This is a genomic window from Winogradskyella litoriviva (assembly GCF_013249065.1).
Lineage (GTDB): Bacteria > Bacteroidota > Bacteroidia > Flavobacteriales > Flavobacteriaceae > Winogradskyella > Winogradskyella litoriviva.
The window spans coordinates 40,504-65,313 of record NZ_JABRWQ010000008.1 but is presented as its reverse complement, the minus strand read 5'-3'; the positions used below and the strand labels follow the sequence as shown (position 1 = coordinate 65,313).

Sequence of the window (24,810 nt, the reverse complement as noted above, 5' to 3'; positions counted from 1 at the left end):
TTACTTCAAAAAAACTGAAATAATTGACCTGTAATTAAAAAATATATTGATTTCTAGAGATTAGTAATCGTAGTCTTCTCCTCCTTAAACACCTCAATATTAGGCAATCCACTAATGGCTTTATTAATCCACTGTAATGCTTCCTGTTTATTGTTTTTGTGCTTATAAATTTGTGCTAACCTATAATAAGCCCATTCTTTTGGCACACCATCTTTTGTAGAATGATTTTCTAGGTACACTCTTAACATAGATTCGCCTTTATCTAACTGAATATTATAATCTGCGCAAACTTTACCTATTTGATAATGCATTGCATTTCTCTGGTGTTTGTCTTTTGCCTCTTCTAGATTCCCTATCGCTTTTTCTGGTTGCTCTTGTCCTTCATAGAAATTAGTTAACTTCTCATAACAGGTTACAGAACCTCCAACTTTAATGGCCAATCTGTAATATTTTTCGGCAAGCTCTGGTTCATCATCATACTCGTAAACATACCCTTTTGCCAAATAACCATCTACTTTAGACAATTCTTGTAATTGCTGTGCATAGTTTAAGGCTTTTGCATTACTTCCTCCCACAATTGCTGGTAATGACACATATAACTCCACCAAAGCCCAACGCGCTTCAATATGGTTTGGGTCTAAATGGGCAGCTTTTAAAAATGCGTCTTTTACATCGCCAATAATAGTCAACGCTTTTAGTTTACTTATACTTAAAGCCTTCATACCTAAAGCACCTCCATATTTATATTGATAATTGGCGTTTTCTGGTCGTTTTTGCTTCAATTTTTGATATTGCGCAATAGCATCATCCCATTTTTTTTGATGACCATAAGCGTCTCCCAAAACCTCAATAGCTTTTAAATCGTTTGGGTTAGATTTTAAAAACTGGGTCATTTCATTCTGTGCCTTTACAAATTCTTTCTTAGCAATAAACGATTCTGCATTCTCAATAGCGGTTTGTGCATAGCAAGCCGATGATAGCATTAATACAAATAGAATTCTTAGCATATAATTATGAAGCATTTAAACAAAAATACAATTTAATAACGTTTGGTATCCTCAACAAATTGTTAACTTCACTCACCAAAATAAACCTTACACTCATTTTGGCTGTTTTTGGAATGCCTTTTGAAGGTATTTTGGTAAAAATATAAAATTTCATGAAACTCTATATCTCTCTATTTATGCTCGTCTGTTTTGCTTCATTCTCTACTGCTCAAAATGATTTTGAAAATCAATGGAATGAAGTTAGCAAACTAGAAAACGAAGGACTAACAAAAAGTGCTTCAGAAGTAGCTGAAGACATTTACAAAAAAGCCACTAAAGCAGGAAACAGTCAGCAAAAGATTAAAGCTCTATTACACATAAGCAAATACCAATTAATTCTAGAAGAAGATGCGCAACTCACTATTGTAAATCGTTTTAAATCTGAAATTAAAGCCACTAAAAACCTAGTCACTAAACACCTTTTAGAAAATGTATTAGCCACAATGTATTGGCAATATTTTCAGCAAAATCGTTATAAATTCTACAATAGAACTAAAACCACAGAGAAGGTTAGTGATGATTTTAGAACATGGGATTTAGAAACTATTTTTAACGAAATCCATACCTACTACCAACGTTCACTAGAAAACGGAATTTTATTGCAACAAGAAGCTCTCGCTAACTATAGCATGTTGCTAAACGAAGCTGAAAACTCTAAAGACTATCGTCCTACTTTATTTGATTTGTTAAGTTATAATGCCTTAAGCTTCTATAAAACACCAGAAAGTAGCATCACACAACCTGCAGATAAATTCAGCATAGATAATGAAGATTTTATTGCAGATAGTGCCATTTTTATTAATGCAGAACTATCCTCTAACGATACGTTATCACTAGAACGTTATGCCCTAAAAATTTATAAGAATTTAATAAAATTCCATCGCCACAGCAAAGCAACAAAGGCTTTTGTTGATGTAGATATTGAACGTCTAAACTTTGTTAAAAAGCACGCTACATTTGCTAATGCAAACGATTTACTTGTAGAAACTTTAAAGTCAAAATCTATTGCATTAAAAGACTCCGATTTATCGACTTTATATGATTATGAAATTGCAACTGTCTATAAAAATGAAGGACAACAGTTTAATCATAGCCTCAAAGACGAAAGTGAGAACACTATAAAACAATGGAAATTAAAAGAAGCTATTTCCATTTGTAATTCTGCCATATCTAAATACCCAGAAAGTATTGGCGCACAAAAATGTGCTGTATTAATTGAAGAGATAGAACAACCGTATTTACAGTTTCAAGCAGAAGAATTTATTGGCATTAATTTACCATCAAAAATCTTAGTAAATTATAAAAACATTGAAGCATTAAATTTCAAAATTTATAAAGTTTCAAAAAAACAATTACAACGTTTTGAAAGCATCTACAGAGCTGATGAAAAGGATGCTTTTTTCAAAAAACTAACGGCAGTTGAAACCTTTTCTCGCCCGTTAAAAACCGAAAGCGATTTTCAACTGCATAGTACAGAAGTTGTTTTTCCAAATTTAGCAAATGGCTTATACGTTATAAAAGCAGAAACCAATAAAAGTGAAAAGGTTTTTGCTGCAGCACACATACAAGTTACAGATTTAGTTTTAGTAGAAAGTTATGAAAACGAAGACCATATATATCAAATAATAGATAGACATAATGGACAACCCAAAGTGGATGCTAAAGTAGAGGTTAGTTATATTATTAACAGTAATAACAACAGAAAAACCAAATCTTTTAATACCGACCGCTATGGTAAATTTAAGTTTAAAAAAGACGATAATTATTACAGAGACGTCGAAGTAAAAGTAAAATCCAAAGATGATACCGGCTATTTTGGTGACTATTACATTAATAGAAAATATAACAATGATAATGGCAACCACACACAATACCGAAATTTTTTATTTACAGATCGTAGTATTTACAGACCAGGACAAACTGTTTATTTTAAAGGTATAGCAACTAAATCTACTAACGGAAAAACAGAAGTCTCAGCAGATGAAGCCGCAAAAATTAGATTAAAAAATGTAAATGGCGAAGTGGTTAGTGAATTGCTACTAAAAACTAATGAATACGGTTCTGTACAAGGTGAATTTATTTTACCAAACGATGGCTTAACTGGTAACTTTACCATTGATATGTTTTCTAACAAATCGGCTTACGCCTACATATCAGTTGAAGAATACAAACGTCCAAAATTTAAACCAGAATTTCAACCTATTACCGAAACATTTAAAGTAAACGATAGCATTACGGTTAATGGCACTGCTGTTGCATTTGCAGGTAGTACTATTACAGATGCAAAAGTTGTGTATACGGTAAAACGAAATGTTCGTTTCCCTAATTGGTATTATTGGAGACGACCTTCTTATAACACAAATGCTCAAGAAATCACTTTTGGTGAAACTAAAACCAATGCCAAAGGCGAATTTGAAATTACGTTTAAAGCTTTGCCAGATGAAAGTGTTCCGCAAGAAAACCTTCCAGTATTTAATTATGAAGTTACTGCAGACATAACAGATATTAATGGCGAAACACGCTCTACTTCTACCATCATTAATGTAGGTTATCATGCCATGACATTAAATATTTCTGTACCTCAAAAAATTGATAAAAGCGATAAAGAAATTGAACTCGGTATTTATTCTCAAAATTTAAATGGTGGTTTTGCACCTGCAAAAGGTGAATTAAAAATATATAAACTTAATGCTCCAGACCGTGTTTTAAAAACCAGACCATGGGCAGCACCAGATTACCAAACCATTCCCGAATCAGAATTTAAAAACTTGTTTCCGCATGAAGCTTACGGTGATGAAAATCAATTAGCAAATTGGAAAAAAGGCAAAGAAGTTTTTAGCACATCTTTTGATACTGAAAAGAACAAAACAATAACCCTAAAAAAGTTAAACAAATGGACGTCTGGCCAATACATTATTGTGGCAGAAAGTAAAGACAAATTTGGGCAAAACGTAAAAGACCAAGTATTTACAAGCTTGTTCAGTGAAAAGGATAAAACCGTCGCAGACAACCAACTATATACTGCACAACTAGACAAAGACCGTTACACTACAAATTCTATTGCAAAATTAACTTTAGGTTCTGCTGCCAAAGGCATAACCGTTACTGTAGAAATTGAGAAGGACAATAAAATTATAATGACTCAATTAGTAGAACTTAATAATTCTAAAAAAACAATTAGCGTTCCGGTATTAGATAGTGACTTAGGTGGTTTTGCGATACACACATTTTTTTCAGCATTTAATGAGTTTAAAACTCAAAGTTTTAACGTTAGCGTACCTTATCCTGAGACTGATTTAGAAATTGAAACCACTACATTTAGAGATAAACTACAACCAGGACAAGACGAAACCTGGAGTTTTAAAATTAAAGGACCAAAAGGCGAAAAAGTAGCTGCGGAATTATTAGCAAGTATGTACGATGCGTCTTTAGATGAATTTAAAGGTCATAGCTGGAGTTTCAACCCAATTAGCAACCCTGTTTATTATGGTAGAATTTATAAAAACGCGCAACAGAGTTTTGGCAAAACCTATTTTAGGGTTTATAATAGTTTTGATACCACCAAGAGTTATCCATACCAAGGTTACGACCAATTAAATTGGTTTGGTTTTTATTTTGGTAATAATCGTTATTTGAGACGAGATTATGGCAACATGAAACGTATGGCTGCTCCTGAAGCAGCTATGATGGTTGAAGATAAAATTAGTATTGAAGAAGTGAGTGACAGCCTAAGTGGAGCAGTTGCTGGATACGAAACTACTACAAAAGGAGCCTATACAGGTACAGCTTCCAAAATGGAAACTGAAGAATTTTTTTTATCTGAGAAAAGAGATTCTCTTGAAACTAATTCCATAAGTTCAGACAATATCCAAATCAGAAAAAACCTCAACGAAACCGCTTTCTTTTTCCCACAATTACAAACCGACACAGAAGGTAATGTTAGTTTTAACTTTAAAGCTCCAGAAGCATTAACCAAATGGAAATTACAGTTATTAGCACATACCAAAACTTTAGAAAGTTCAATAAAACGATTAGAGACTGTTACACAAAAAGAGTTGATGGTTATACCAAATGCACCTCGTTTTTTAAGAGAAGGCGATAAAATTACAATAAGTACAAAAATTGCAAATCTTACTGAAAACAAATTGTCTGGTATTGCACAATTAGTATTAACAGATGCCGTTACAGGAGAAAATATTACTACAAACCTGCTCAATTCTTCCTCTTTAGGCAAGCTAGAAGGGGCTTTTTCTTTTGTTGTAAATGCCAAAGGGAACACACAAGTTTCTTGGGAGTTGAATATTCCAGAAAACCTTCAAGCAGTACAATATAAAGTCATTGCAAAAGCAGGCGATTTTAGTGATGGAGAGCAAAATGCTTTACCTGTTTTAAGCAACAGAATATTAGTGACGGAAACTATGCCAATGTGGATTCGTTCTAACCAAACAAAGACGTTTACTTTAGACAAGCTTAAGACTAATTCTTCTACAACATTAACCAACCATAAATTAACGTTAGAGATGACGTCTAATCCGGCTTGGTACGCTGTACAAGCGTTGCCTTATTTAATGGAATATCCATACGATTGTAATGAGCAAACATTTTCACGTTATTATGCCAATGCTTTAGCGCAACATATTGTACAATCTAACCCAAAAATTGAAGCGGTTTTTAACCAATGGAAATCTACAGACGCTCTATTATCTAACTTAGAAAAGAATCAAGAATTAAAATCTTTATTAATACAAGAAACGCCTTGGTTACGCGATGCGCAATCTGAAGCAGAACAGAAAAATCGTATTGCTTTATTATTCGACTTAAATAAAATGAATAATGAGTTACAGTCTGCCATGAGAAAATTAAAGAACAACCAACACAATTCTGGTGCTTGGCCTTGGTTTAATGGTGGACGCGATAATCGTTTTATTACGCAACATATTATTGCTGGTTTTGGCCATCTTAAGACACTAAATGTTATTACAACAAAGGACAACAACGAGACATCTCAAATGATTCAAAATGCTTTAAATTATTTAGATGCAGCATTTGTTCAAGAATATAAAGACATAAGAAAATACGATAAAGATGCAGATTTAAGCAAAGACCATTTGTCGTCAATGCAATTACATTATTTATACACACGAAGCTTTTATCCTGAAATTAAAACATCTAAAGAAGTTCAAAATATCTTAGATTATTACCAGTCTCAGATTCAAACCTATTGGTTAAAGCGTTCGTTATATGCCAAAGGTTTAATGGCTTTAGCGATGAACCGAATAAACGATACAGCAACAGCTGGTAAAATCGTTAAATCGTTAAAAGAGAATAGTATAACTTCAGACGAATTAGGTATGTATTGGAAAGCCAACACTAATTCTTGGAATTGGTACCAAGCGCCTATTGAAACACAAGCGTTAATGGTTGAAGTATTTTCTGAAGTTGGTACTATCATTCAGAGCGAAACGAAGAACGTCAACGACATTGATAATTTAAAAATTTGGTTACTAAAGAATAAACAAACCAACCGTTGGAAAACTACTAAAGCCACAACTGAAGCCGTATATGCCTTACTATTACAAGGTAGTGATTGGCTAAGTATTACAGACCAAGTGGCTGTAAAAGTTGGCAATGAAACTATATCTCCATCAACCTTAGATAATGTAACCGTTGAAGCCGGAACAGGTTATTATAAAACCTCTTGGAATGGTTCTGAAATTAAACCCGAACAAGCAGAAGTTACTATTACTAAAAAAGGAGAAGGCATTGCTTGGGGCGCTTTGTATTGGCAATATTTTGAAGACTTAGATAAAATAACCTCAGCAGAAACACCTTTAAAACTAAGTAAGAAACTCTTCTTAAAATCTAATACAGACAAAGGTGAAGAGATTACCGAAATTACAAAAGATTCAAAATTAAAAGTCGGTGATTTAGTCAGAGTTAGAATTGAACTGAGAACCGATAGAACCATGGAATTTGTGCATTTAAAAGACATGAGAGCTGCTGGATTTGAACCTGTAAATGTGTTATCGCAATACAAATGGCAAGATGGTTTAGGCTATTACGAAAGCACAAAAGATGCTGCTACAAATTTCTTTATGGACTATTTGCCAAAAGGAATTTACGTATTTGAATATGACCTAAGAGTAAACAACGCAGGTGATATGAGTAATGGTATAAGCACCATACAAAGTATGTATGCACCAGAGTTTAGTAGTCATAGTGAAGGTGTTCGTGTTAATGTTAACTAAAAACTCAACTGATCTTTAAAAATATAAGATTGTCTTCTGGAGATTTCTATTTCTTCTCCAGAATTCATTTCAATTTTAAGTTTGCCATTAAACCAAGATACTACTTTATTAACATGGTTAATATTAATAATTTGTTGACGGTTGGCTCTAAAAAACACATCTTGAGGTAGCTTCTCTTCTATTTGAGCAAGCGACTTATATATTAATGGTTTATTATTATCAAAAAAGACTCTGGTGTAATTCCCAACGATTTCAAAAAGTGATATGTCTTTAATTTTTACCAACCAACAGTTGTTACCATCTTTTATAAATATTTGCTTATCTAAACTTAAACCACCATTCTTTTTATTTGCATCCGTTTCTGTATTCTCTTTCTCTAATACCTTAGTTATAGAACTTGTAAATCGTTTTTGGCTTATAGGTTTTAACAAATAATCGAACGCATTATACTCAAAAGATTTGATAGCGTACTCGTCAAAAGCTGTTGTAAATATGGTAATTGGCACTTCATCTAACATTTCTAAAAGTTCAAAACCATCTTTTTCTGGCATATTGATATCTAAAAACAATAAATCTGGATTAGTTTTATTAATCAGTGCAAAACCATCATCTACATTTTCTGCTTCACCAATTAATTCTATTTCTTTATGTGCTTTAAAAAGCTCTTTTAACTCATTACGAGCTAAACGAGAATCTTCAACAATTACAGCTTTTAATGTCGTCATACTAAAGGCATTTTAATAGTAGCAATTACTTCTTTTTCTATCTCATTTAATGTAAAACTTGCATCTTTTCCGTATAATAATTCAAGACGTTTTTTAATGTTTTGTAATCCTAAATGCGTTGAATTATTACTTTTTTGAAGTGTTCCGGAGTTAGCAACTTTTATCTGTAATTGATTATTTTCAATAATCGTTGATAGTTTCACTATTCCACCGCTTTTTAAATTAGAGATTCCATGCTTAAGCGCATTTTCTACCAACATTTGAATAATCATTGGAGGAATTTGTATATTCAAAGTATCACTTTCAATATTGCTTTCAAATTTTAATCTATTTTCAAATTGAATTTTAGAAATTTCTACATAATTTTCTACCATCTCCAATTCATCTTCTAAGGCAATGGAATTTACTTCACTCTTTGTTAGGGAATACCTTAGAGTTTCAGACAGATTGGTTAACATTCCTCTAGCTTTATCAACATCCTCAAGCATTAATCCTCTGATATTATTTAAACTATTAAACATAAAATGAGGGTTAATTTGCCCTTTTAAAGTATTTAGCTGTGACTCTTTTAAATTAGTTTCTAATTGCAACTGCCTTAACTTAATGGTATTAATATAATACACTAGTTTTAACGTTAAAACTACAAATAACCAGACTACAAAATAAGCAAGAAAATGCGGCACATTTGTCAATTTCTGAACCAAGGTCAATTCAATTGGTCTTCCCATAAAATAATTAATAGGAATATTTAACATTGGCCAAAGCAAAACATGATAAATAACTTGCGTAAAAAGGACAACACCAATTAATTTATATACATCGGTTTTAGTGTAATTTCCTATATCAAAATATTTTTCGATATAAAACAATATTATAAATGAGAGAACAAAGCCCAAAAACCCACACAAAACACCTTCAATAAGAAGATAATTAACAAAATTGGCAGGAATATCTTTTGAATAAGAAATCTTATCTATTGTGAGCATTAATAATGCAAACAAAACCCAACCGATAAGATTTAGAATCCAATATTTATAATTAGTTAGTAATTTCAATTTTAATAAATTTAATTAATTTAATTTCACTGCAAGATATTAGATAATTGAAGTTTATTGCAATTGTAATTCATTTTCCATAGTGTTTTCTAATAATGCAATTTCTTTATCTGTTTTTTTATAAGCTAAATTACCCATAAATGCAACAATAGCAATATAAAGCACAACACCTATAGCACCTATAATATTAGACTCAAAATATGTTGTTGCAGATGGTATTAGTGTTAATATCCAAAACGCCATAAAGTACATTTCGTATTTTTTTCGTTTAGCCATATAACTTTTTAATTTTGAAATACTAGAAACCAACGATGTCTGTGTATAAGATTTTTGTTTTATATCTTTTATGGATAAAAATTTATCGATAAAAAATACTAAGCTTAAAACACCTATTAATAATAGCATAACATTAAAACTATTCTCTCTTGATTTATATGCAAGTACCAGTGATACTACAATTAAAATAATTGAAGATAGCTTTGCCATCTCAGCACCAACTAGTAATTTTTTAAACTTTGCTAATTGGGCCTGGAATGTGTCTTGTTTTTGTGAATTTAAATTTTTCATGATTGATGATTTTTTTGATTGACTTAATTGAATACGATTACAATTATAAACTCGACGATGGTTTTTACTAAATTGAACATAATACTGTTGTTTTTTGATTGATGAATACTATTCGTTTTTAATTGATAGTATAAATATATAACAGCAAACCAGTTTTAAAATTGAAAATATGACGAGTGGTAAATAGAATATGGTGAGCGGAAACCATTAGTTTAATACTAATAAAAAAGCCTCTTAAGATTAACTCTTAAAAGGCTTTTAACAAACTAGATTGATTGATTGGTTAACGTTTTCACTTTAAATGTTGTGCAAAGAAACCTAACATAGCCTTGTATAATTCTACTCTATTTTCCTCATGAGAAAAACCGTGTCCTTCATCGTATTTTACCATATAAGGGACATCGATTCCTCTTGCTCTCATACTTTTTACAACTTGATCAGACTCATCTATATTTACTCTAGGATCATTGGCTCCTTGAATTACAAAAAGAGGTTTTGTTATTTTATCTACATGTAATGCTGGTGACACCTCTTTCATAATTTTTTGGTCAGCTTCATCTTCAGAATTATACCATTGCTCATTAAACTGCGCCATGTAAGGTTTCCAGTATTCTGGGAAAGACTCAAAGAATGTAAACAGGTTACTAACACCTACGTAATCAATACCACAAGTATATAAATCTGGTGTTTTAACAAGACTTCCTAAAGTCGCTAAACCTCCATAACTTGCACCATAGATGGCTACTTTTTCATTATCAATAAAATCTAAAGTTTTAGCATAAGCAACAGCATCTTCTAAATCATTAAGCATCTTTCTACCTATTTGCTTGTTTCCTGCTAAGAAGAAATCTTTTCCATAACCACCAGAACCTCTGTAATTCACTTGTAATGTTGCATAACCTCTACTTGCAAATAATTGTGTTTCTGGATTAAAACCCCAATAATCTCTTACACCATACGGTCCACCATGCGGATTTACAATTAAAGGTACACGTTCACCTTTTTTAATATTATTTGGTATTGTGATGTAACCGTAAACTTTTAATCCATCTCTGGTTGTGAAATCAATAGGTCTCATTTCTGCCATATCTTCTTCATGCAACTGAGGCATTAAATCTAATATTTTAGTAAATTCATCTTTCTTAACATCGTATGTATAGTACGTTCCGTAAAGCTTATCTGTTTGTAAGATGATTAAGTATTTATCTTCATCTTCTGTTTTGTCTACAATAGAATATACTTTGTCTCCAAATTCTTTTTTAAACTTTTTATCTAATTTTTTAAAATATTTACTCACTGGTATTACATGTGTTTTCTCACCTGTATAGTAATAATAATCCACTTCGTAATCTCTCTTTTTAGATCGGCTTAATCCGCCAACATCAAATGTATCGTTGCTATAAACCTTTTCTATAATTTCTTTTTTAGCTAAATCGTAAAGTACGAGCTCGCTTGTATTACTTTCTAAATTTGTTAATACATAAGCATCATGCTTATATGGTGTATTGTAATTAAATGCTACTATAGAAAAAGAGTCTTGCCAATTGGTTGTTACAATTTCATTAAACGGTTGATCTACACCTGTTCTGTAATATAAAACATATTCTACGCCATTTTGCTGTTTTGTGTAACCTCTTAATTCTCCATCCTTATCAAATTCGTAACCAGCAATTGGTGATGACGCATCTTTGTTCTCAAACAATTTTTCCATTTCGCCTGTAACTATATTTAATTTATAAGGCTCAAATATTTGCTTGTTGTCCTTATTCATCATTATAATAACATGATCTGGTTGATCATTTAAAAGATTAGAAAAGTTAACTTTTACATCTTCAAAAGGTGTTAAAGCTTTTGGGTTACTTCCATCTAAGTTAGCAGCAAAAAGCTGATAGTTTTCATTACCTCCATTATCTTTTATGTAAACTAATCTGTTGTCATTAGCCCAACCATAACCTCTAATAAGCTCTTCTCCTTCTTTAATAGCTAAAGTTACTTTTTCAGTTTTAGTATCTTTAACATAAACATGATTTTTGCCGTTTTCGTCCTTTTCTCTAAATGAAAAATAATTCCCTTTTGGTGAAAATTGAAATGAACTTTTTGTAGGATCGGCAAAATAATCTTCTGCAGAATATTTGTAAGTCCCGTTATCGAAAGCCGCTAACTTATCTAGGGCTTCTTTAGATGACGGTAAAGACACATCGCCTGGTTTTGTTTTTACAGTTTTAGATAAATTTAATGGCAATTCCATACCGCCTTGAAAAAAAGTACCGTTTATAGTTTCATTTTCTAACTCACCAACATATTTAATTCCTCCTTGAGTAAAAGCAATTGTTAATTGGTTGTCTTCAAACACTGTTTTATCCATTGGAATTCCCGTAGCTCCTTGGCTTGGACTGTCCATAGTAGAAGACAATTCACCATTATCATTTTTTACATCGAATATTAAAGGAATTTCTTGACCTTGAACATTTAAACTTCCTTTCCAAGATCCTGATATATCTTGAGCAAATGTGCTAATTGAAAATACTAATGCTATAATGCTTAGTACTAAACTTGAATTTGATTTTGTTTTTTTCATGATGATTAATTTAATTTGATTTACAGTTTAGAATGTTACTTCATCAGTAAGCGATTCTATAAAAATGTTACACTTATTTCTGTAAATATAAATTTGAAATAATCTCAATCCATTGAAAATATGACGAATGGTAATTTGAATATGCTAAACGGAAGTTTAACCTATTCCCTAAATTTTAAGAAAAATATGACTAATAATTAATCTTATTCTGGTGGATATTCAGCAAAAACCTTCTCTACTAATTTAGCAAATATAGCTTCACGTTTTTCTGGAGAAGCGTTAGCATTATAATTGCTTTCGCTTACAGCTTGCCAAAATAACCCTGTTTTAGTTTCATCTACAAAATCGATAATAATTTCTCTAGTCTGCTGATTCTGACCTACAGGAATACCTACCGAAACGCCTCCAAAACCGCGTCCTCCTCCACCTCCAACGCCAACACCAACAGAACTATTACTTCGGTTAGTAACTTGTTGACTTTGAATATCGATATAAAAGTCAGGAGTATCAGAGCGCGATAAACCTATTGTTTTAAGTTTAGCATCTATCGCTCTTTTTAAGCGCTTAGTGTCTAATTCGCTTAAACCAGTTTCCATATCATCAAAGTAATTATAGCTTTTGTAGCTACTAAAATCAGTAGACTTCTCATAGTCGTAGGTTACTATAGTTCCGCAAGACGCTACAAGAAAGGCTAAGAATAACACTTTTAAATTCTTCATCTTTTTTCTTTTAAAGATATTAAATATTTAAAAGCTAGAAGACTATTTTAACTCTTCTTCATTAGGCTCCACTGCTTTTGTTAAAGAAGATGAAATAATACCTGTAGGAATTGCCACAACACCTAAACCAATTAGTAACATAAAAAAAGTAAAGATTCTACCACCAACAGTAATTGGGTACACATCACCATAACCAACTGTTGTTAAAGTAACAATAGACCACCAAAGGCTAGAAAATATAGAAGAAAAATGTTCTGGTTGTGCTTCGTTCTCAAAATAATAAATTCCAACTGCAGCAAAATATATAAGCATAATAGTAATTATCATAAACAAGATAATTTGCTCTTTTGCTAATACCATTGCATTTGCAAAATGATGCATCGCCTTATTATAGCGAACCAGTTTAAACAACCTAAATAACCGAAACATTCGCAATAATCGCAAGGACCTTAAGTCTATACCAAAAGAAAGATAAAAAGGTAAAATTGCAAGAAAGTCTACTAAACCAAAAAAACTAAAAATAAATTTTAGCTTTTTATCCGCAACATAAATACGTGCCAAATATTCAAAAGTAAAAATAACAACACAAAATGCCTCAATTGCATTTAAAACTACTCTTGTTTGCGGTTTTAAATCTGGTAAGGTTTCTATAGAAAACGTAATTACAGAAAGTATAATTAAGAATTGTATAAAATAAGCAAAACGCCTACTTCGTTTATTATCATTTAATTCTACAAGATTTTTTAGGTAAGCTTTCATATTAAAGATTAGCTATTAATCATTTAACATCTTCCATAATTTATCCTTCAATTCAGTTAACCCTTGTTGCGCTACAGATGAAATAAACATATAATCAGCTTCTAAATCTTTATCTAAAACTTTAGATATTTCAGATTTTAATTCATCATCTAACATATCGGATTTTGAAACTACAACAAAACGTTCCTTATCTAACATTTCAGGGTTGTAACGCCTTAATTCGTCAACCAAAATCTCATATTGCTCAACAATATCTTTTGCATCTGCAGGTATTAAAAACAAGAGAATAGAATTACGTTCTATGTGTCTTAAAAAGTAATACCCTAAACCTTTACCTTCTGCTGCACCTTCAATAATACCAGGAATATCTGCCATTACAAACGACTGAAAATCGCGATACTCCACAATACCCAAATTGGGTTTTAAGGTCGTAAATTCATAATCTGCAATTTTTGGTTTTGCGGACGTTAAAACAGATAATAGTGTTGATTTCCCTGCATTAGGGAATCCTACTAAACCAACATCTGCTAAAACTTTTAGTTCTAAGGTGATATCTTTTTCCTCTAATGGAATTCCAGGTTGTGCATAACGAGGTGTTTGGTTAACTGAGCTTTTAAAATGCCAGTTACCTCGTCCACCCATTCCGCCTTCTACAACAATTCTTTCCTCACCATCTTCGGTGATTTCAAATAAGATTTTATCGGTTTCAGAATCGCGTACAACGGTTCCTAAAGGTACATCAACGTACATATCTTCACCATCAGCACCTGTACTTCTACCAGAACTTCCATGTGCACCATGGCCTGCTCTAATATGTCGTTTAAATTTTAAGTGAATTAATGTCCATAGATTAGAGTTGCCACGTAAAATTACATGACCTCCTCGTCCACCATCTCCTCCATCTGGTCCACCTTTTGCAATATATTTCTCGCGATGTAAATGCGAAGACCCTTTACCTCCATTACCAGAAGTAACGTGCATTTTTACGTAATCAACAAAATTTCCTTCAGTCATTTGATGGGTTTAAAAGTTTAATTATTTAATTGTTTTTGAGATAAACCCTTTAAACGATTTTACAGTTTATCAATAACAGTACTTAAACGCACTGTAATCTCTTCAATACTGCCAACACCGTCAACACCAAAATATTTATTTTGATCAGCGTAGTAATCTTTTAAAATAGCAGTTTTATTATAATATTCTTTAATTCGGTTTCTAATAATACTTTCGTCAGCATCATCAGCTCTACCACTAGTTTTTCCTCGTTCTAATAAACGACCAACCAATACCTCATCATCAACCTCTAAAGCAACCATGGCATCAATTTGAGAGTCTTTACTATCCATTAATTCATCTAATGCTTTAGCTTGTGCATTTGTTCTTGGAAAACCATCAAAAATAAAACCGTTGGCATCGGCATTTTTCTCAACTTCTTTATTTAACATATCAATGGTAACTTGATCAGGTACTAATTCTCCTTTATCCATATAAGACTTAGCTAACATACCCAAGGCTGTTTCGTTTTTTATATTATACCTAAAAACATCACCTGTTGATATATGAATTAAATCGTATTTCTCTTTTAAGAAATTAGCCTGTGTTCCTTTACCTGCGCCTGGAGGGCCAAATAGCACTATGTTTGTCATGTGTTGTGTTGTTTTTAATTGATATACGTCTGGTAAGTCTCTTCCTAACCCATCATAATCTAAGCCATAGCCTACGATAAATTTATTAGGAATTTCCATACCTACATAATGAAGTTTAAAATCTTTGTCATAAGCTTCAGGTTTATAAAACAAGGTTGCAATTATTAGTTGCTTAACATTTTCATTTTTAAAAATACGATGTACCTCTTCTAATGTATTACCCGAATCTATAATATCCTCTAAAATAACTACAGTTCTACCAGTTAAGTCTTGCGTTAACCCTATTAAACGTTGAATATCTTCTGTGGATTTAACACCTTCATAAGATGCTAATTTAATAAAAGTGACCTCGCAAGGCTTTGGATATTTCTTTACAAAATCGCTCACCAACATAAATGAGCCGTTTAAAATCCCTATAAATACAGGTACTTCATCACCTAAATCTGTGGCAATTCCATCTACCATTTTTTGAACAGCAGCGTTTATTTCTTGTTCAGATATAAAAGGTTTGAAGTATAAGTCGTGAAGCTTTATCAAAACGTAATTATTTTAGAATCGCAAAGATACATATTTGATTGCTGTTTAAAGGATTTTTGATTTAGGAATTTAGAACTATGTCTCAATTTTAGCGTATTTTTGCCTTTGAAAATACAAAATTTTAACCCTAATAACCTTCCATTTTAATGGAAACAACATAAACTAATGAATTATTTTTCTTCAAATTTTAAACTTGGAATTCTCGGAGGTGGACAACTTGGTAAAATGATGTTGTACGACACTCGTAAATTTGATATCTATACTTGTGTGTTAGACCCAAGTGCTGAAGCGCCATCTAGATTGGCTTGTGACGAATTTAGCGTTGGTGATTTATTAGATTATGATACTGTTGTTAATTTTGGAAAAAAAGTTGATGTCTTAACTTTTGAAATTGAAAATGTTAATGTTGATGCTTTAGAAACACTTGAAAAAGAAGGTGTAAAAGTATATCCTTCTTCAAAAACCTTAAGAATTATTCAAAATAAAGCAACTCAAAAATTGTTTTATCACGATCACCATATTCCGACAGCAGATTTTTCTAGATTTGCTTACACTTCAGAAATAGATGAAGCTGTACATAACGGAGGATTAAGTTATCCCTTTGTATGGAAAAGTGCACGATTTGGCTATGATGGCACAGGTGTACAAGTAGTAAGAAGTGAAAGAGATTTGGTTCATTTACCAAATGTAGAATGTATTGCAGAAAAATTGATTCCATTTAAAAACGAATTAGCTGTTATTGTAGCGCGTAATGAAAAAGGAAACTTAACAACGTACCCTGTAGTTGAAATGGAATTTCACCCTGAAGCAAACCAGGTTGAGTATGTTATTTGTCCGGCAAGAATACCCGATGCTATTGCAAAAAAAGCAGAAGCGGTTGCTCTTAAAACTGCAGAAGCATTTAAACATGTTGGTTTATTGGCTGTAGAAATGTTTCAGACTAAAGACGATGAAATTCTTGTTAATGAAGTAGCTCCAAGACCTCATAATTCTGGTCATTATAGTATAGAAGGCAGTTACACATCGCAGTTTGAACAACAAATTCGATGCATCTTTGGTTTGCCTCTTGGTAACACAGAAAGTAAAGTGGCTGGCGTTATGGTTAACCTTGTTGGTGCAGAAGGCCACACCGGAAATGTAGTATATAAAAACATTGAAAACATCTTAGCCTTAGATGGTGTTACACCACATATTTACGGCAAAAAACAAACAAGACCATTCCGCAAAATGGGACATGTAACTATAGTAAATAAAGACATTTCAGTTGCAAGAGCCATTGCAGAAAAGGTAAAACAAACAATCGAAGTAATTAGTGAATAACTATGAGTAAAGTTGGAATTATAATGGGAAGTAAAAGCGATTTGCCTGTAATGCAAGACGCAATAGATATTTTAAAAGAATTTAATATTGATATTGAAGTCGATATTGTTTCGGCACACAGAACACCCGAAAAATTATTCGATTATAGTAAAAACGCACACACTAGAGGCATCCAAGTTATAATTGCTGGTGCAGGTGGTGCAGCACATTTACCAGGTATGGTAGCATCTTTATCGCCTTTACCAATTATTGGAGTGCCTGTAAAGAGTAGCAATTCTATAGACGGTTGGGATTCTGTACTCTCAATTTTACAAATGCCAGGAGGTGTACCTGTTGCCACTGTTGCCTTAAATGGCGCAAAAAATGCAGGGATTTTAGCTGCACAAATTATAGGTAGTTCTGATAAAACCGTACTGAATAAAATAATAGAATATAAAGAAGGCTTAAAAGCAAAGGTTTATGATTCTGCAAAGGACTTGTAAAAAAAGCCTCAACTTTCGTTAAGGCTTTTTAGCTATTAATCAAATCTTAGAAAAATAATTATCGTTCTAAAGATTTTGCAAAGATAAAGCTAACGACAGTATTTTATGTCTTAACGTTTAGTTAAAAATCAGACTGTCAATTATTTAAATAGAAAAACAATACCATGACAATTCTTAATAAACCATTCAATACACCATATAATACCGCTCCATTTTCTAAAATTAAAACAGAAGATTATCTACCTGCTTTTAAAGAAGGTATTAAAAATGCTAAAGCAGAGATAGATGCTATCACCAATAACAGTGATACGCCAACTTTTAAAAACACCATTGAAGCCTTAGATTATTCTGGTGAAGAATTGGATCGTTTATCTAGTATTTTCTTTAACTTAAATTCTGCTGAAACTAACGACGAGATTCAGAAAATAGCCCAAGAAGTTTCACCTTTACTTTCAGAATTTAGTAATGATATTACTTTAAACGAAGATTTATTTAAGCGTGTAAAAGCGGTTTACGATTCTAAATCTACTTTAGAGTTAACAACAGAGCAAGAAACACTTCTGGATAAAAAATATAAAGGGTTCTCTAGAAATGGTGCTAATTTACCTGAAGACAAAAAGGAAAAACTAAGAGCAATTGACAAAGAATTAAGTCAATTAAAATTAAAATTTGGAGAGCATATTTTAGCTGAAACTAATAAGTTTGAAATGCATCTTACTAACGAAGATGATTTGGCTGGTTTACCAGATGGCGCAAAAGAAGCTGCTAAACAATTAGCAGAAAGCAAAGACAAAGACGGTTGGTTAATTACGTTAGATTACCCAAGTTATATTCCGTTTATGACTTATGCAGACAATAGAGCATTACGTGAAGAACTATCTAAAGCTTTTGGTAGAAAAGGATTTCAGAATGATGAATTAGACAATCAAGATATTGTTCTTAAAATTGCAAAGCTTCGTTTTGAGCGTGCTCAATTATTAGGTTATAAGTCTCACGCACATTTTGTTTTAGAAGAACGCATGGCGCAAACGCCAGAAAAAGTAACCTCTTTTTTAAATGAATTACTAGATAAAGCAAAGCCAGCTGCAAAGGAAGAATTTAAAAAACTTGAAGATTTTGCTAAAGATTTAGATGGTATAGACCAATTACAAAAATGGGATTCTGGTTATTATTCTGAAAAGTTGAAACAAAAATTATTCGACTTAGATGATGAGCAGCTGAAGCCTTATTTCAAATTAGAGAACGTAATCAATGGTGCTTTTACAGTTGCTAACAAATTATTCGGGTTACAGTTTGAAGAAATTGATACCATAGATAAATATCACGAAGATGTTTTAACCTATAAAGTTACAGATGCAGAAGACGAATTAGTGTCTATTTTCTATGCTGACTTTTTTCCTAGAGCAGGCAAACGTAATGGTGCTTGGATGACCTCTTACAAACCGCAAATGATTAAAAATGGTGTAAACGAAAGACCACACATTTCTAACGTTTGTAATTTTACCAAACCAACAAAAAGCAAACCTTCTTTACTAACATTTAATGAAGTAACAACCTTGTTTCATGAGTTTGGCCATGGACTTCATGGCATGTTAGCCAACACTACATATCCTAGCCTTTCTGGCACAAGTGTTTTTTGGGATTTTGTAGAATTACCAAGTCAGATACTAGAAAATTGGTGTTACCAAAAAGAAGCCTTAGAGTTATTTGCTACGCATTATGAAACAGGTGAAGTTATTCCGATGGAATTAATCGATAAAATTACAGCATCATCAACGTTTCATGAAGGTATGCAAACCTTACGTCAAATTAGTTTTGGCTTATTAGACATGTCTTGGCATGGCATTGACCCTTCAGATATAACAGATGTCAAATCTCATGAAGTTGAAGCTTTTGGAGATACGAGTTTATATCCAGATGTGGCTGAAAATTGTATGAGTACATCCTTCTCGCATATTTTTCAAGGTGGTTATTCTTCTGGATATTACAGTTACAAATGGGCAGAAGTTTTAGATGCTGATGCTTTTGAATATTTTAAAGAAGAAGGTATTTTTAATAAAACCGTAGCTAACAAATTTAAAACCTTTGTACTCTCACAAGGTGGCACAGAAAACCCAATGACCTTGTACAAGAAGTTTAGAGGACAAGAACCTAAACCAGAAGCGTTATTAAGACGTGCAGGATTGTTGAAATAAAAAAAAATCAAAGAGAGCCGATATCAAGCTCTCTTTTTACACAAATAAACTTTCAATAATTACTGAAAGTTTAAAAATTATTATATATTTGCTGTATGGAATATTTAGAAGCAAAAGAAAAATTTATTAGTACTTGGGGAAGTTTAGGCTCACTTTGGGGCATAAACAAAGCCATGGCACAGATACAAGCGTTACTATTTATTTCTACAAAACCGTTGTCTATGGAAGACATAATGGAAGAACTTAAAATTTCTCGTGGCAATACCAGCATGAATTTAAGACAGCTTATGGATTGGGGAATTGTAACAAAAGTATTAGTTTCTGGCGAAAGAAAAGAATTTTTCACTACCGAAAAAGACGTACAAGAATTGGCGCGTATTGTAGCTAAAGAACGAAGTAGAAGAGAAATAAGACCGGTTATTAAAGTTTTAGAAGACGTTTCCTCTATAAAAGATGATGGTACAGAAAAATCAAAGGAACTTATTAAACAAACAAAAGCCTTACATCAACTTACTTTAGATTTAGATACATTAATGAATAAAATGGTAAATCAAAAGCAAAATTGGTTAACTAAGTCAGTTTTAAAACTGATGAAATAGTTAATCTATTTTTTTAAATCAAACTTTCAATTTTTTCTGAAAGTTTAAAATAAATAAAAATTATGAAAACACTACCAAACCAAACCCTACTATACGATAAAGATTGTCCATTATGTAACGTCTATACAAGTGGATTTATAAAAGCAAAAATGCTAGATAATAATGGTAGAAAAGCCTATTGTGATTTAACCTACGAAGAGCAAAACTTTATCGACTTAAAGCGTGCCACAAACGAAATTGCCCTTTTTGACAACAAAAACAAAACCGTAATATATGGTATTGATAGTTTACTAAAAGTCATCGGTAATTCAATGCCATGGGTGGAAAAAATAGGAAATTTAAAACCTATTAAATTCGGATTAAAAAAGTTGTATTCTTTTATATCTTATAATAGAAAAGTCATAATTCCGAGTAAAGAAGACCAAACGCAAACACTACAATGTGTGCCAGATTTCAACTACAAATACAGATACATTTACATTTTGTTTGCAACACTGATAACGAGTATAGTTCTCTTCAAATTCGGTAAATTATTAAATATCATTCCCGAATCTAATATTTATAGAGAATACCTAATGGCTTTAGGGCAAATTGGATTTCAATTTTTATTTATTTCAAAATTAAAGTTTGAAAAACAACTCAATTACTTCGGTAATTTAATGACCATTTCTTTAATGGGAAGCTTAATTTTAATTCCTGTATTAATTCTAAACTCAATGATTGACATACCAGAACTAGTACTACTCTTTTGGTTCGGGCTCACGGTAATGATTATGTTATTTGAACATATAAAACGTATTAAGCTGTTAGAATTACCAATGGTATTAACAGCAACTTGGATATTGTATCGACTACTCGTTTTACTTCTAATTTTATTTTTATAATATGAAAACTATAATTATAGCAGGTGGCACCGGATTTTTAGGTCAGGTTTTAGAATCGTATTTTTCTAAAAAAAGATATCGTATAAAAATCTTAACCCGAAAGCCAACACAACCAAATCATATCTATTGGAATGCAAATGGGTTAGACAAATGGATTAACGCACTTGAAGGCGCAGATATTCTAATAAACCTTACAGGCAAATCTGTAGATTGTAGATATACAGAGGCTAACAAAAAATTAATTCATGATTCACGTGTAGATTCTACGCATGTTTTAGGCTTAGCCATTAATCTTTGTGAATGTCCACCGAAAACATGGTTCAATTCTTCTACCGCGACTATCTATAGAGATTCCACAAATAAAGAAATGACCGAAAAATTTGGAGAAATTGGTGATGATTTCTCAATGAATATCGCCAAATCATGGGAAAAAGCCTTTTTTTCTATAATCAATCCTAAAACTAGAAAAATATCCTTAAGAACATCAATTGTAATGGGTAAACATGGAGGAGCTACTGAACCTTTAAAAAAACTAGTTCAATTTGGTTTAGGTGGAAAACAGGGATCTGGAAATCAAAAAGTCAGTTGGATTCATGAAACCGATTTTGCCAGAGCAATAGAGTTTCTTATTGAACATAAAGACCTTAAAGGAAACTTTAATCTTGCGGTACCAAAACCAACAAACAATAAAACTTTAATGAAATCTTTAAGAAATGTAATGAACGTTCCGTTTGGAATCAATCATCCAAAATGGCTAATAAAACTAGGAGCTAGACTTATCGGAACAGAACCTGAATTAGTCTTAAAAAGCAGAAATGTAATACCAGAACGATTGGTTAAAAATGGTTTCCAATTCTCACATACAGACATTAAAATTGCGTTACAAAACTTATTAAAATAGTATTATATGACATTCTTATCAGCCTATTGGGAAAACCTAATTCTCATTAACTACCAAATTGACCCAAACATTTTAAAGCCTTTTGTACCCAAAGGAACGCAACTAGACAGTTTTCATGGAAAATACTATGTTAGTATAGTTGGTTTTATGTTTAAAAACACACGAGTTTTAGGCTTTAAACTTCCCTACCATATTAATTTTGAAGAAGTCAATCTAAGATTCTATGTAAAACATAACAACAAAAGAGGTGTAGTTTTTATAAAAGAAATTGTACCAAAACCTCTAATCACTTTGGTGGCAAATTCAATTTATCACGAGCATTACCAAACAAATAAAATGAAACATCGCTGGCTAGAAAGTGAGAAGCACAATGAATTTCAATACCAATGGAAACTCAACCAACAATGGCAATCTTTTTCAGTTAAAACAGAAAAACACACCTCAACCATTAAGGAAAACACAGAAGAACAATTTATTACAGAACATTATTTTGGATACACCAAACACAAAAATAACACCTTTGAGTATGAAGTGGTACATCCAACTTGGCAACAATTAAGAGTTATCGATGTTGATATCAATATTAATTTTGAAACTAATTATGGTGAACGTTTTAAAATTCTTCAAACTCTAAATCCATCTTCAGTAATTTTAGCAAAAGGCTCAGCGGTTTCAGTAAAGAACAAAAGAAACATAACGTAATAGTTAGATTTGAAAGAATTTCTGAATTTTCAAATTTTTTAAACTATTTTTGACGTAGCAATGAAATTGAACAATGCCCAAGCATCAAATAGACCCAAATAATTGGGTAAAACTTTATTCAGATTACCTCTTCAATTACACGATTACACGAGTAAATGATAGAGAAGTCGCACAAGATTTAATTTCTGAGACCTTTTTAGCAGGACTAAAATCTATGGCTAATTTTAAGGGTGAAGCAAGCGAACGAACTTGGCTGATTTCAATTTTAAAACGTAAAATCATTGATTATTATCGAAAAATAAATTCTAACAAAGGCAAAGCCGAAGTGAGAATGGGTTATATAAACAGTGAGGAAGATGGAGGTGATTGGCTAGAAGAACGTGTAGCAGACCCTTTTGATAAAACTGCTGAAGATTCCATGGTTAATTCTGAACTAGGAGATGCTATATACGACTGTCTAGATAAATTACCAGAAAAACAAGCTGATGTTTTTAAAATGAAAACCATTTTAGGATACGATACAGAAACTATTTGTAATGAATTAGATATTACTGCGTCTAATCTTTGGGTAATTATCCATAGAGCCAGAACTGCACTAGCAGATTGCATGGAAGAAAATTGGTTTTAAATAATAACAAATCCTTTGTAATTGAAAGGTTTAAAAAGAATGAAAAAAAGTTTTCTATTTATTAGCTGTGATGAAGCTCAACATATTTGTGATAAAGCACAATATGGAGAAGCTTCTTCTTGGGAACGCTTTAAATTAAACATACGTTTGGCGTATTGCCATATTACAAAGAGCTATTCTGTTAAAAACACTAAACTTACAGAGAGTTTAGAAAAAGCAGACGTAAAATGCTTAAAAGCTGAGGAACGCAAAAAAATTGAAAATCAATTTAAAGAAGAATTAGCCAAGCAACAACAAAATAATTAACCACACAATGGGTAAACTCTCCACCCAAAACGCACTATAGTATTTAGCCTGGTTTTTATTAGAAAACAGTAATAAAACAAGTGTAATTAAAGCAATTGTAATTGTAGAAAACAATATTTTATCAGTCAATTCATCTTTAAAATAATCTAACAACACAAATAGCATCAAAAGTAAAACACCAATAATCTTGGTTTTTTTTATGCCAATTTTTTGTGGAATGGTTGCTAACTTTAAGCTATCATAAATTAAATCTCTAATTTCAAATGGTAACATTAAAACTAATACAAAATAAAACCTCTGTATTACCATAATCACAACATCGGCATTAAGTGACATTTTATTATTTATTACTGGTAAAAACACCGAAGTAAAGGCCCAAACCATAGCAATAACGTAAACTTTTAATCCTCCAATTTGTCGTAGATTTTTATGACTATCCATTAAAAAATTTTGTGGTATCATTATAGGAATAGCATAAAAAAAAGTAATCAGTCCCAAGGCACCAATAATTATAAGCGTTACTATGTCGAGGTAAAAAGCAAAATAACCCATGGCCAAAAATGCCAAAAGGGAAAATATTTGAACCACCCTTAACCAAACCGCTAAGCTACGATGATGGAATTTAGCCAATCCAAAATATTTTACAAAATTATAGCCTGTAATAGTTGCAAAAAACACAAAACAAAGAAGATCTTTATTATACGCAAAATCAAGCTGTAAATATGTCACCCAAGTTAGAGCTGTAGCTGCAAATGCAACATGGATACTGCTATTAATATAAAAATTAAAAATGCGTTTTAAAATTTGCATAAACAAAATTACGGATTGTGTTAATAAACTATGTTTTCGGTTAAAAACTTTAACTTACCATTTCTTAAAAATGCGCTTAAATCTTTACTTTTGCAAAACACAA

20 protein-coding genes are annotated in these 24,810 nt (G+C 31.9%); 10 read left to right on the top strand and 10 right to left on the bottom strand.

Going from position 1 to position 24,810, the window contains the following annotated elements; all coding sequences use genetic code 11:
• Positions 1–53: 53 nt before the first annotated feature.
• Positions 54–1,007, bottom strand: a complete 954-nt coding sequence (locus HNV10_RS15985; protein ID WP_173302401.1) for a tetratricopeptide repeat protein — start codon at positions 1,005–1,007, stop codon at positions 54–56.
• 152 nt (positions 1,008–1,159) lie between these two features.
• Between HNV10_RS15985 and HNV10_RS15980 the strand changes: the two genes are divergently transcribed.
• On the top strand, positions 1,160–7,294 hold the full coding sequence (locus tag HNV10_RS15980; protein WP_173302400.1) for an alpha-2-macroglobulin family protein: 6,135 nt from the start codon (positions 1,160–1,162) through the stop codon (positions 7,292–7,294).
• Here HNV10_RS15980 and HNV10_RS15975 read toward each other — a convergent pair.
• The 8 genes from HNV10_RS15975 to HNV10_RS15940 all read right to left on the bottom strand — a co-directional run bounded on the left by HNV10_RS15975 (position 7,291) and on the right by HNV10_RS15940 (position 15,880).
• A complete protein-coding gene (locus HNV10_RS15975) occupies positions 7,291–8,019 on the bottom strand; it encodes a LytR/AlgR family response regulator transcription factor (protein WP_173302399.1) in 729 nt (242 codons plus the stop codon). The genes HNV10_RS15980 and HNV10_RS15975 overlap by 4 nt on opposite strands.
• On the bottom strand, positions 8,016–9,074 hold the full coding sequence (locus tag HNV10_RS15970; RefSeq protein WP_241695527.1) for a sensor histidine kinase: 1,059 nt from the start codon (positions 9,072–9,074) through the stop codon (positions 8,016–8,018). The genes HNV10_RS15975 and HNV10_RS15970 overlap by 4 nt, the downstream gene beginning before the upstream one ends.
• A 54-nt stretch (positions 9,075–9,128) precedes the next feature.
• Positions 9,129–9,641 (bottom strand): hypothetical protein, encoded by a 513-nt coding sequence (locus HNV10_RS15965; RefSeq protein ID WP_173302398.1) that lies wholly within the window; start codon positions 9,639–9,641, stop codon positions 9,129–9,131.
• A 292-nt stretch (positions 9,642–9,933) separates the two neighbouring features.
• On the bottom strand, positions 9,934–12,219 hold the full coding sequence (locus HNV10_RS15960) for a S9 family peptidase (protein WP_173302397.1): 2,286 nt from the start codon (positions 12,217–12,219) through the stop codon (positions 9,934–9,936).
• Positions 12,220–12,422: 203 nt separating this feature from the next.
• Positions 12,423–12,938 (bottom strand): DUF4136 domain-containing protein, encoded by a 516-nt coding sequence (locus tag HNV10_RS15955; RefSeq protein WP_173302396.1) that lies wholly within the window; start codon positions 12,936–12,938, stop codon positions 12,423–12,425.
• Between the two features lie 42 nt (positions 12,939–12,980).
• A complete protein-coding gene (locus tag HNV10_RS15950) occupies positions 12,981–13,697 on the bottom strand; it encodes an ion transporter (protein WP_173302395.1) in 717 nt (238 codons plus the stop codon).
• A 15-nt stretch (positions 13,698–13,712) separates the two neighbouring features.
• Positions 13,713–14,711, bottom strand: a complete 999-nt coding sequence (gene obgE, locus HNV10_RS15945) for a GTPase ObgE (RefSeq protein WP_173302394.1) — start codon at positions 14,709–14,711, stop codon at positions 13,713–13,715.
• Positions 14,712–14,770: 59 nt separating this feature from the next.
• Positions 14,771–15,880, bottom strand: a complete 1,110-nt coding sequence (locus HNV10_RS15940; RefSeq protein ID WP_173302393.1) for an adenylate kinase — start codon at positions 15,878–15,880, stop codon at positions 14,771–14,773.
• Between the two features lie 165 nt (positions 15,881–16,045).
• Between HNV10_RS15940 and HNV10_RS15935 the strand changes: the two genes are divergently transcribed.
• The 9 genes from HNV10_RS15935 (at position 16,046) to HNV10_RS15895 (ending at position 23,897) form a co-directional block, all read left to right on the top strand.
• Entirely contained in the window at positions 16,046–17,200 is a 1,155-nt protein-coding gene (locus HNV10_RS15935) for a 5-(carboxyamino)imidazole ribonucleotide synthase (RefSeq protein WP_173302392.1), read from the top strand.
• Positions 17,201–17,202: 2 nt separating this feature from the next.
• The gene (purE, locus tag HNV10_RS15930) at positions 17,203–17,682 is read left to right on the top strand and encodes a 5-(carboxyamino)imidazole ribonucleotide mutase (RefSeq protein WP_173302391.1); all 480 of its coding nucleotides are present in this window, start codon (positions 17,203–17,205) and stop codon (positions 17,680–17,682) included.
• 164 nt (positions 17,683–17,846) lie between these two features.
• On the top strand, positions 17,847–19,877 hold the full coding sequence (locus HNV10_RS15925; RefSeq protein WP_173302390.1) for a M3 family metallopeptidase: 2,031 nt from the start codon (positions 17,847–17,849) through the stop codon (positions 19,875–19,877).
• 95 nt (positions 19,878–19,972) lie between these two features.
• Positions 19,973–20,476 carry a GbsR/MarR family transcriptional regulator gene (locus HNV10_RS15920; RefSeq protein ID WP_173302389.1) on the top strand — a complete coding sequence of 168 codons (504 nt, stop codon included), beginning with the start codon at positions 19,973–19,975 and terminating at the stop codon, positions 20,474–20,476.
• Positions 20,477–20,538: 62 nt separating this feature from the next.
• Positions 20,539–21,360 (top strand): DCC1-like thiol-disulfide oxidoreductase family protein, encoded by an 822-nt coding sequence (locus tag HNV10_RS15915; protein ID WP_173302388.1) that lies wholly within the window; start codon positions 20,539–20,541, stop codon positions 21,358–21,360.
• Between the two features lies 1 nt (position 21,361).
• Positions 21,362–22,261, top strand: a complete 900-nt coding sequence (locus tag HNV10_RS15910) for a TIGR01777 family oxidoreductase (RefSeq protein WP_173302387.1) — start codon at positions 21,362–21,364, stop codon at positions 22,259–22,261.
• A 6-nt stretch (positions 22,262–22,267) separates the two neighbouring features.
• Positions 22,268–22,963, top strand: coding sequence for a YqjF family protein (locus HNV10_RS15905; protein ID WP_173302386.1), 696 nt, complete (start codon positions 22,268–22,270; stop codon positions 22,961–22,963).
• Positions 22,964–23,036: 73 nt separating this feature from the next.
• Positions 23,037–23,591: a sigma-70 family RNA polymerase sigma factor gene (locus tag HNV10_RS15900; RefSeq protein ID WP_173302385.1), complete on the top strand. Its 555-nt coding sequence runs from the start codon at positions 23,037–23,039 to the stop codon at positions 23,589–23,591.
• A 39-nt stretch (positions 23,592–23,630) separates the two neighbouring features.
• The gene (locus HNV10_RS15895; RefSeq protein WP_173302384.1) at positions 23,631–23,897 is read left to right on the top strand and encodes a hypothetical protein; all 267 of its coding nucleotides are present in this window, start codon (positions 23,631–23,633) and stop codon (positions 23,895–23,897) included.
• Here HNV10_RS15895 and HNV10_RS15890 read toward each other — a convergent pair.
• Positions 23,871–24,707, bottom strand: a complete 837-nt coding sequence (locus HNV10_RS15890) for a hypothetical protein (protein ID WP_173302383.1) — start codon at positions 24,705–24,707, stop codon at positions 23,871–23,873. The two genes, HNV10_RS15895 and HNV10_RS15890, sit on opposite strands and share 27 nt — an antisense overlap.
• Positions 24,708–24,810: the final 103 nt, after the last annotated feature.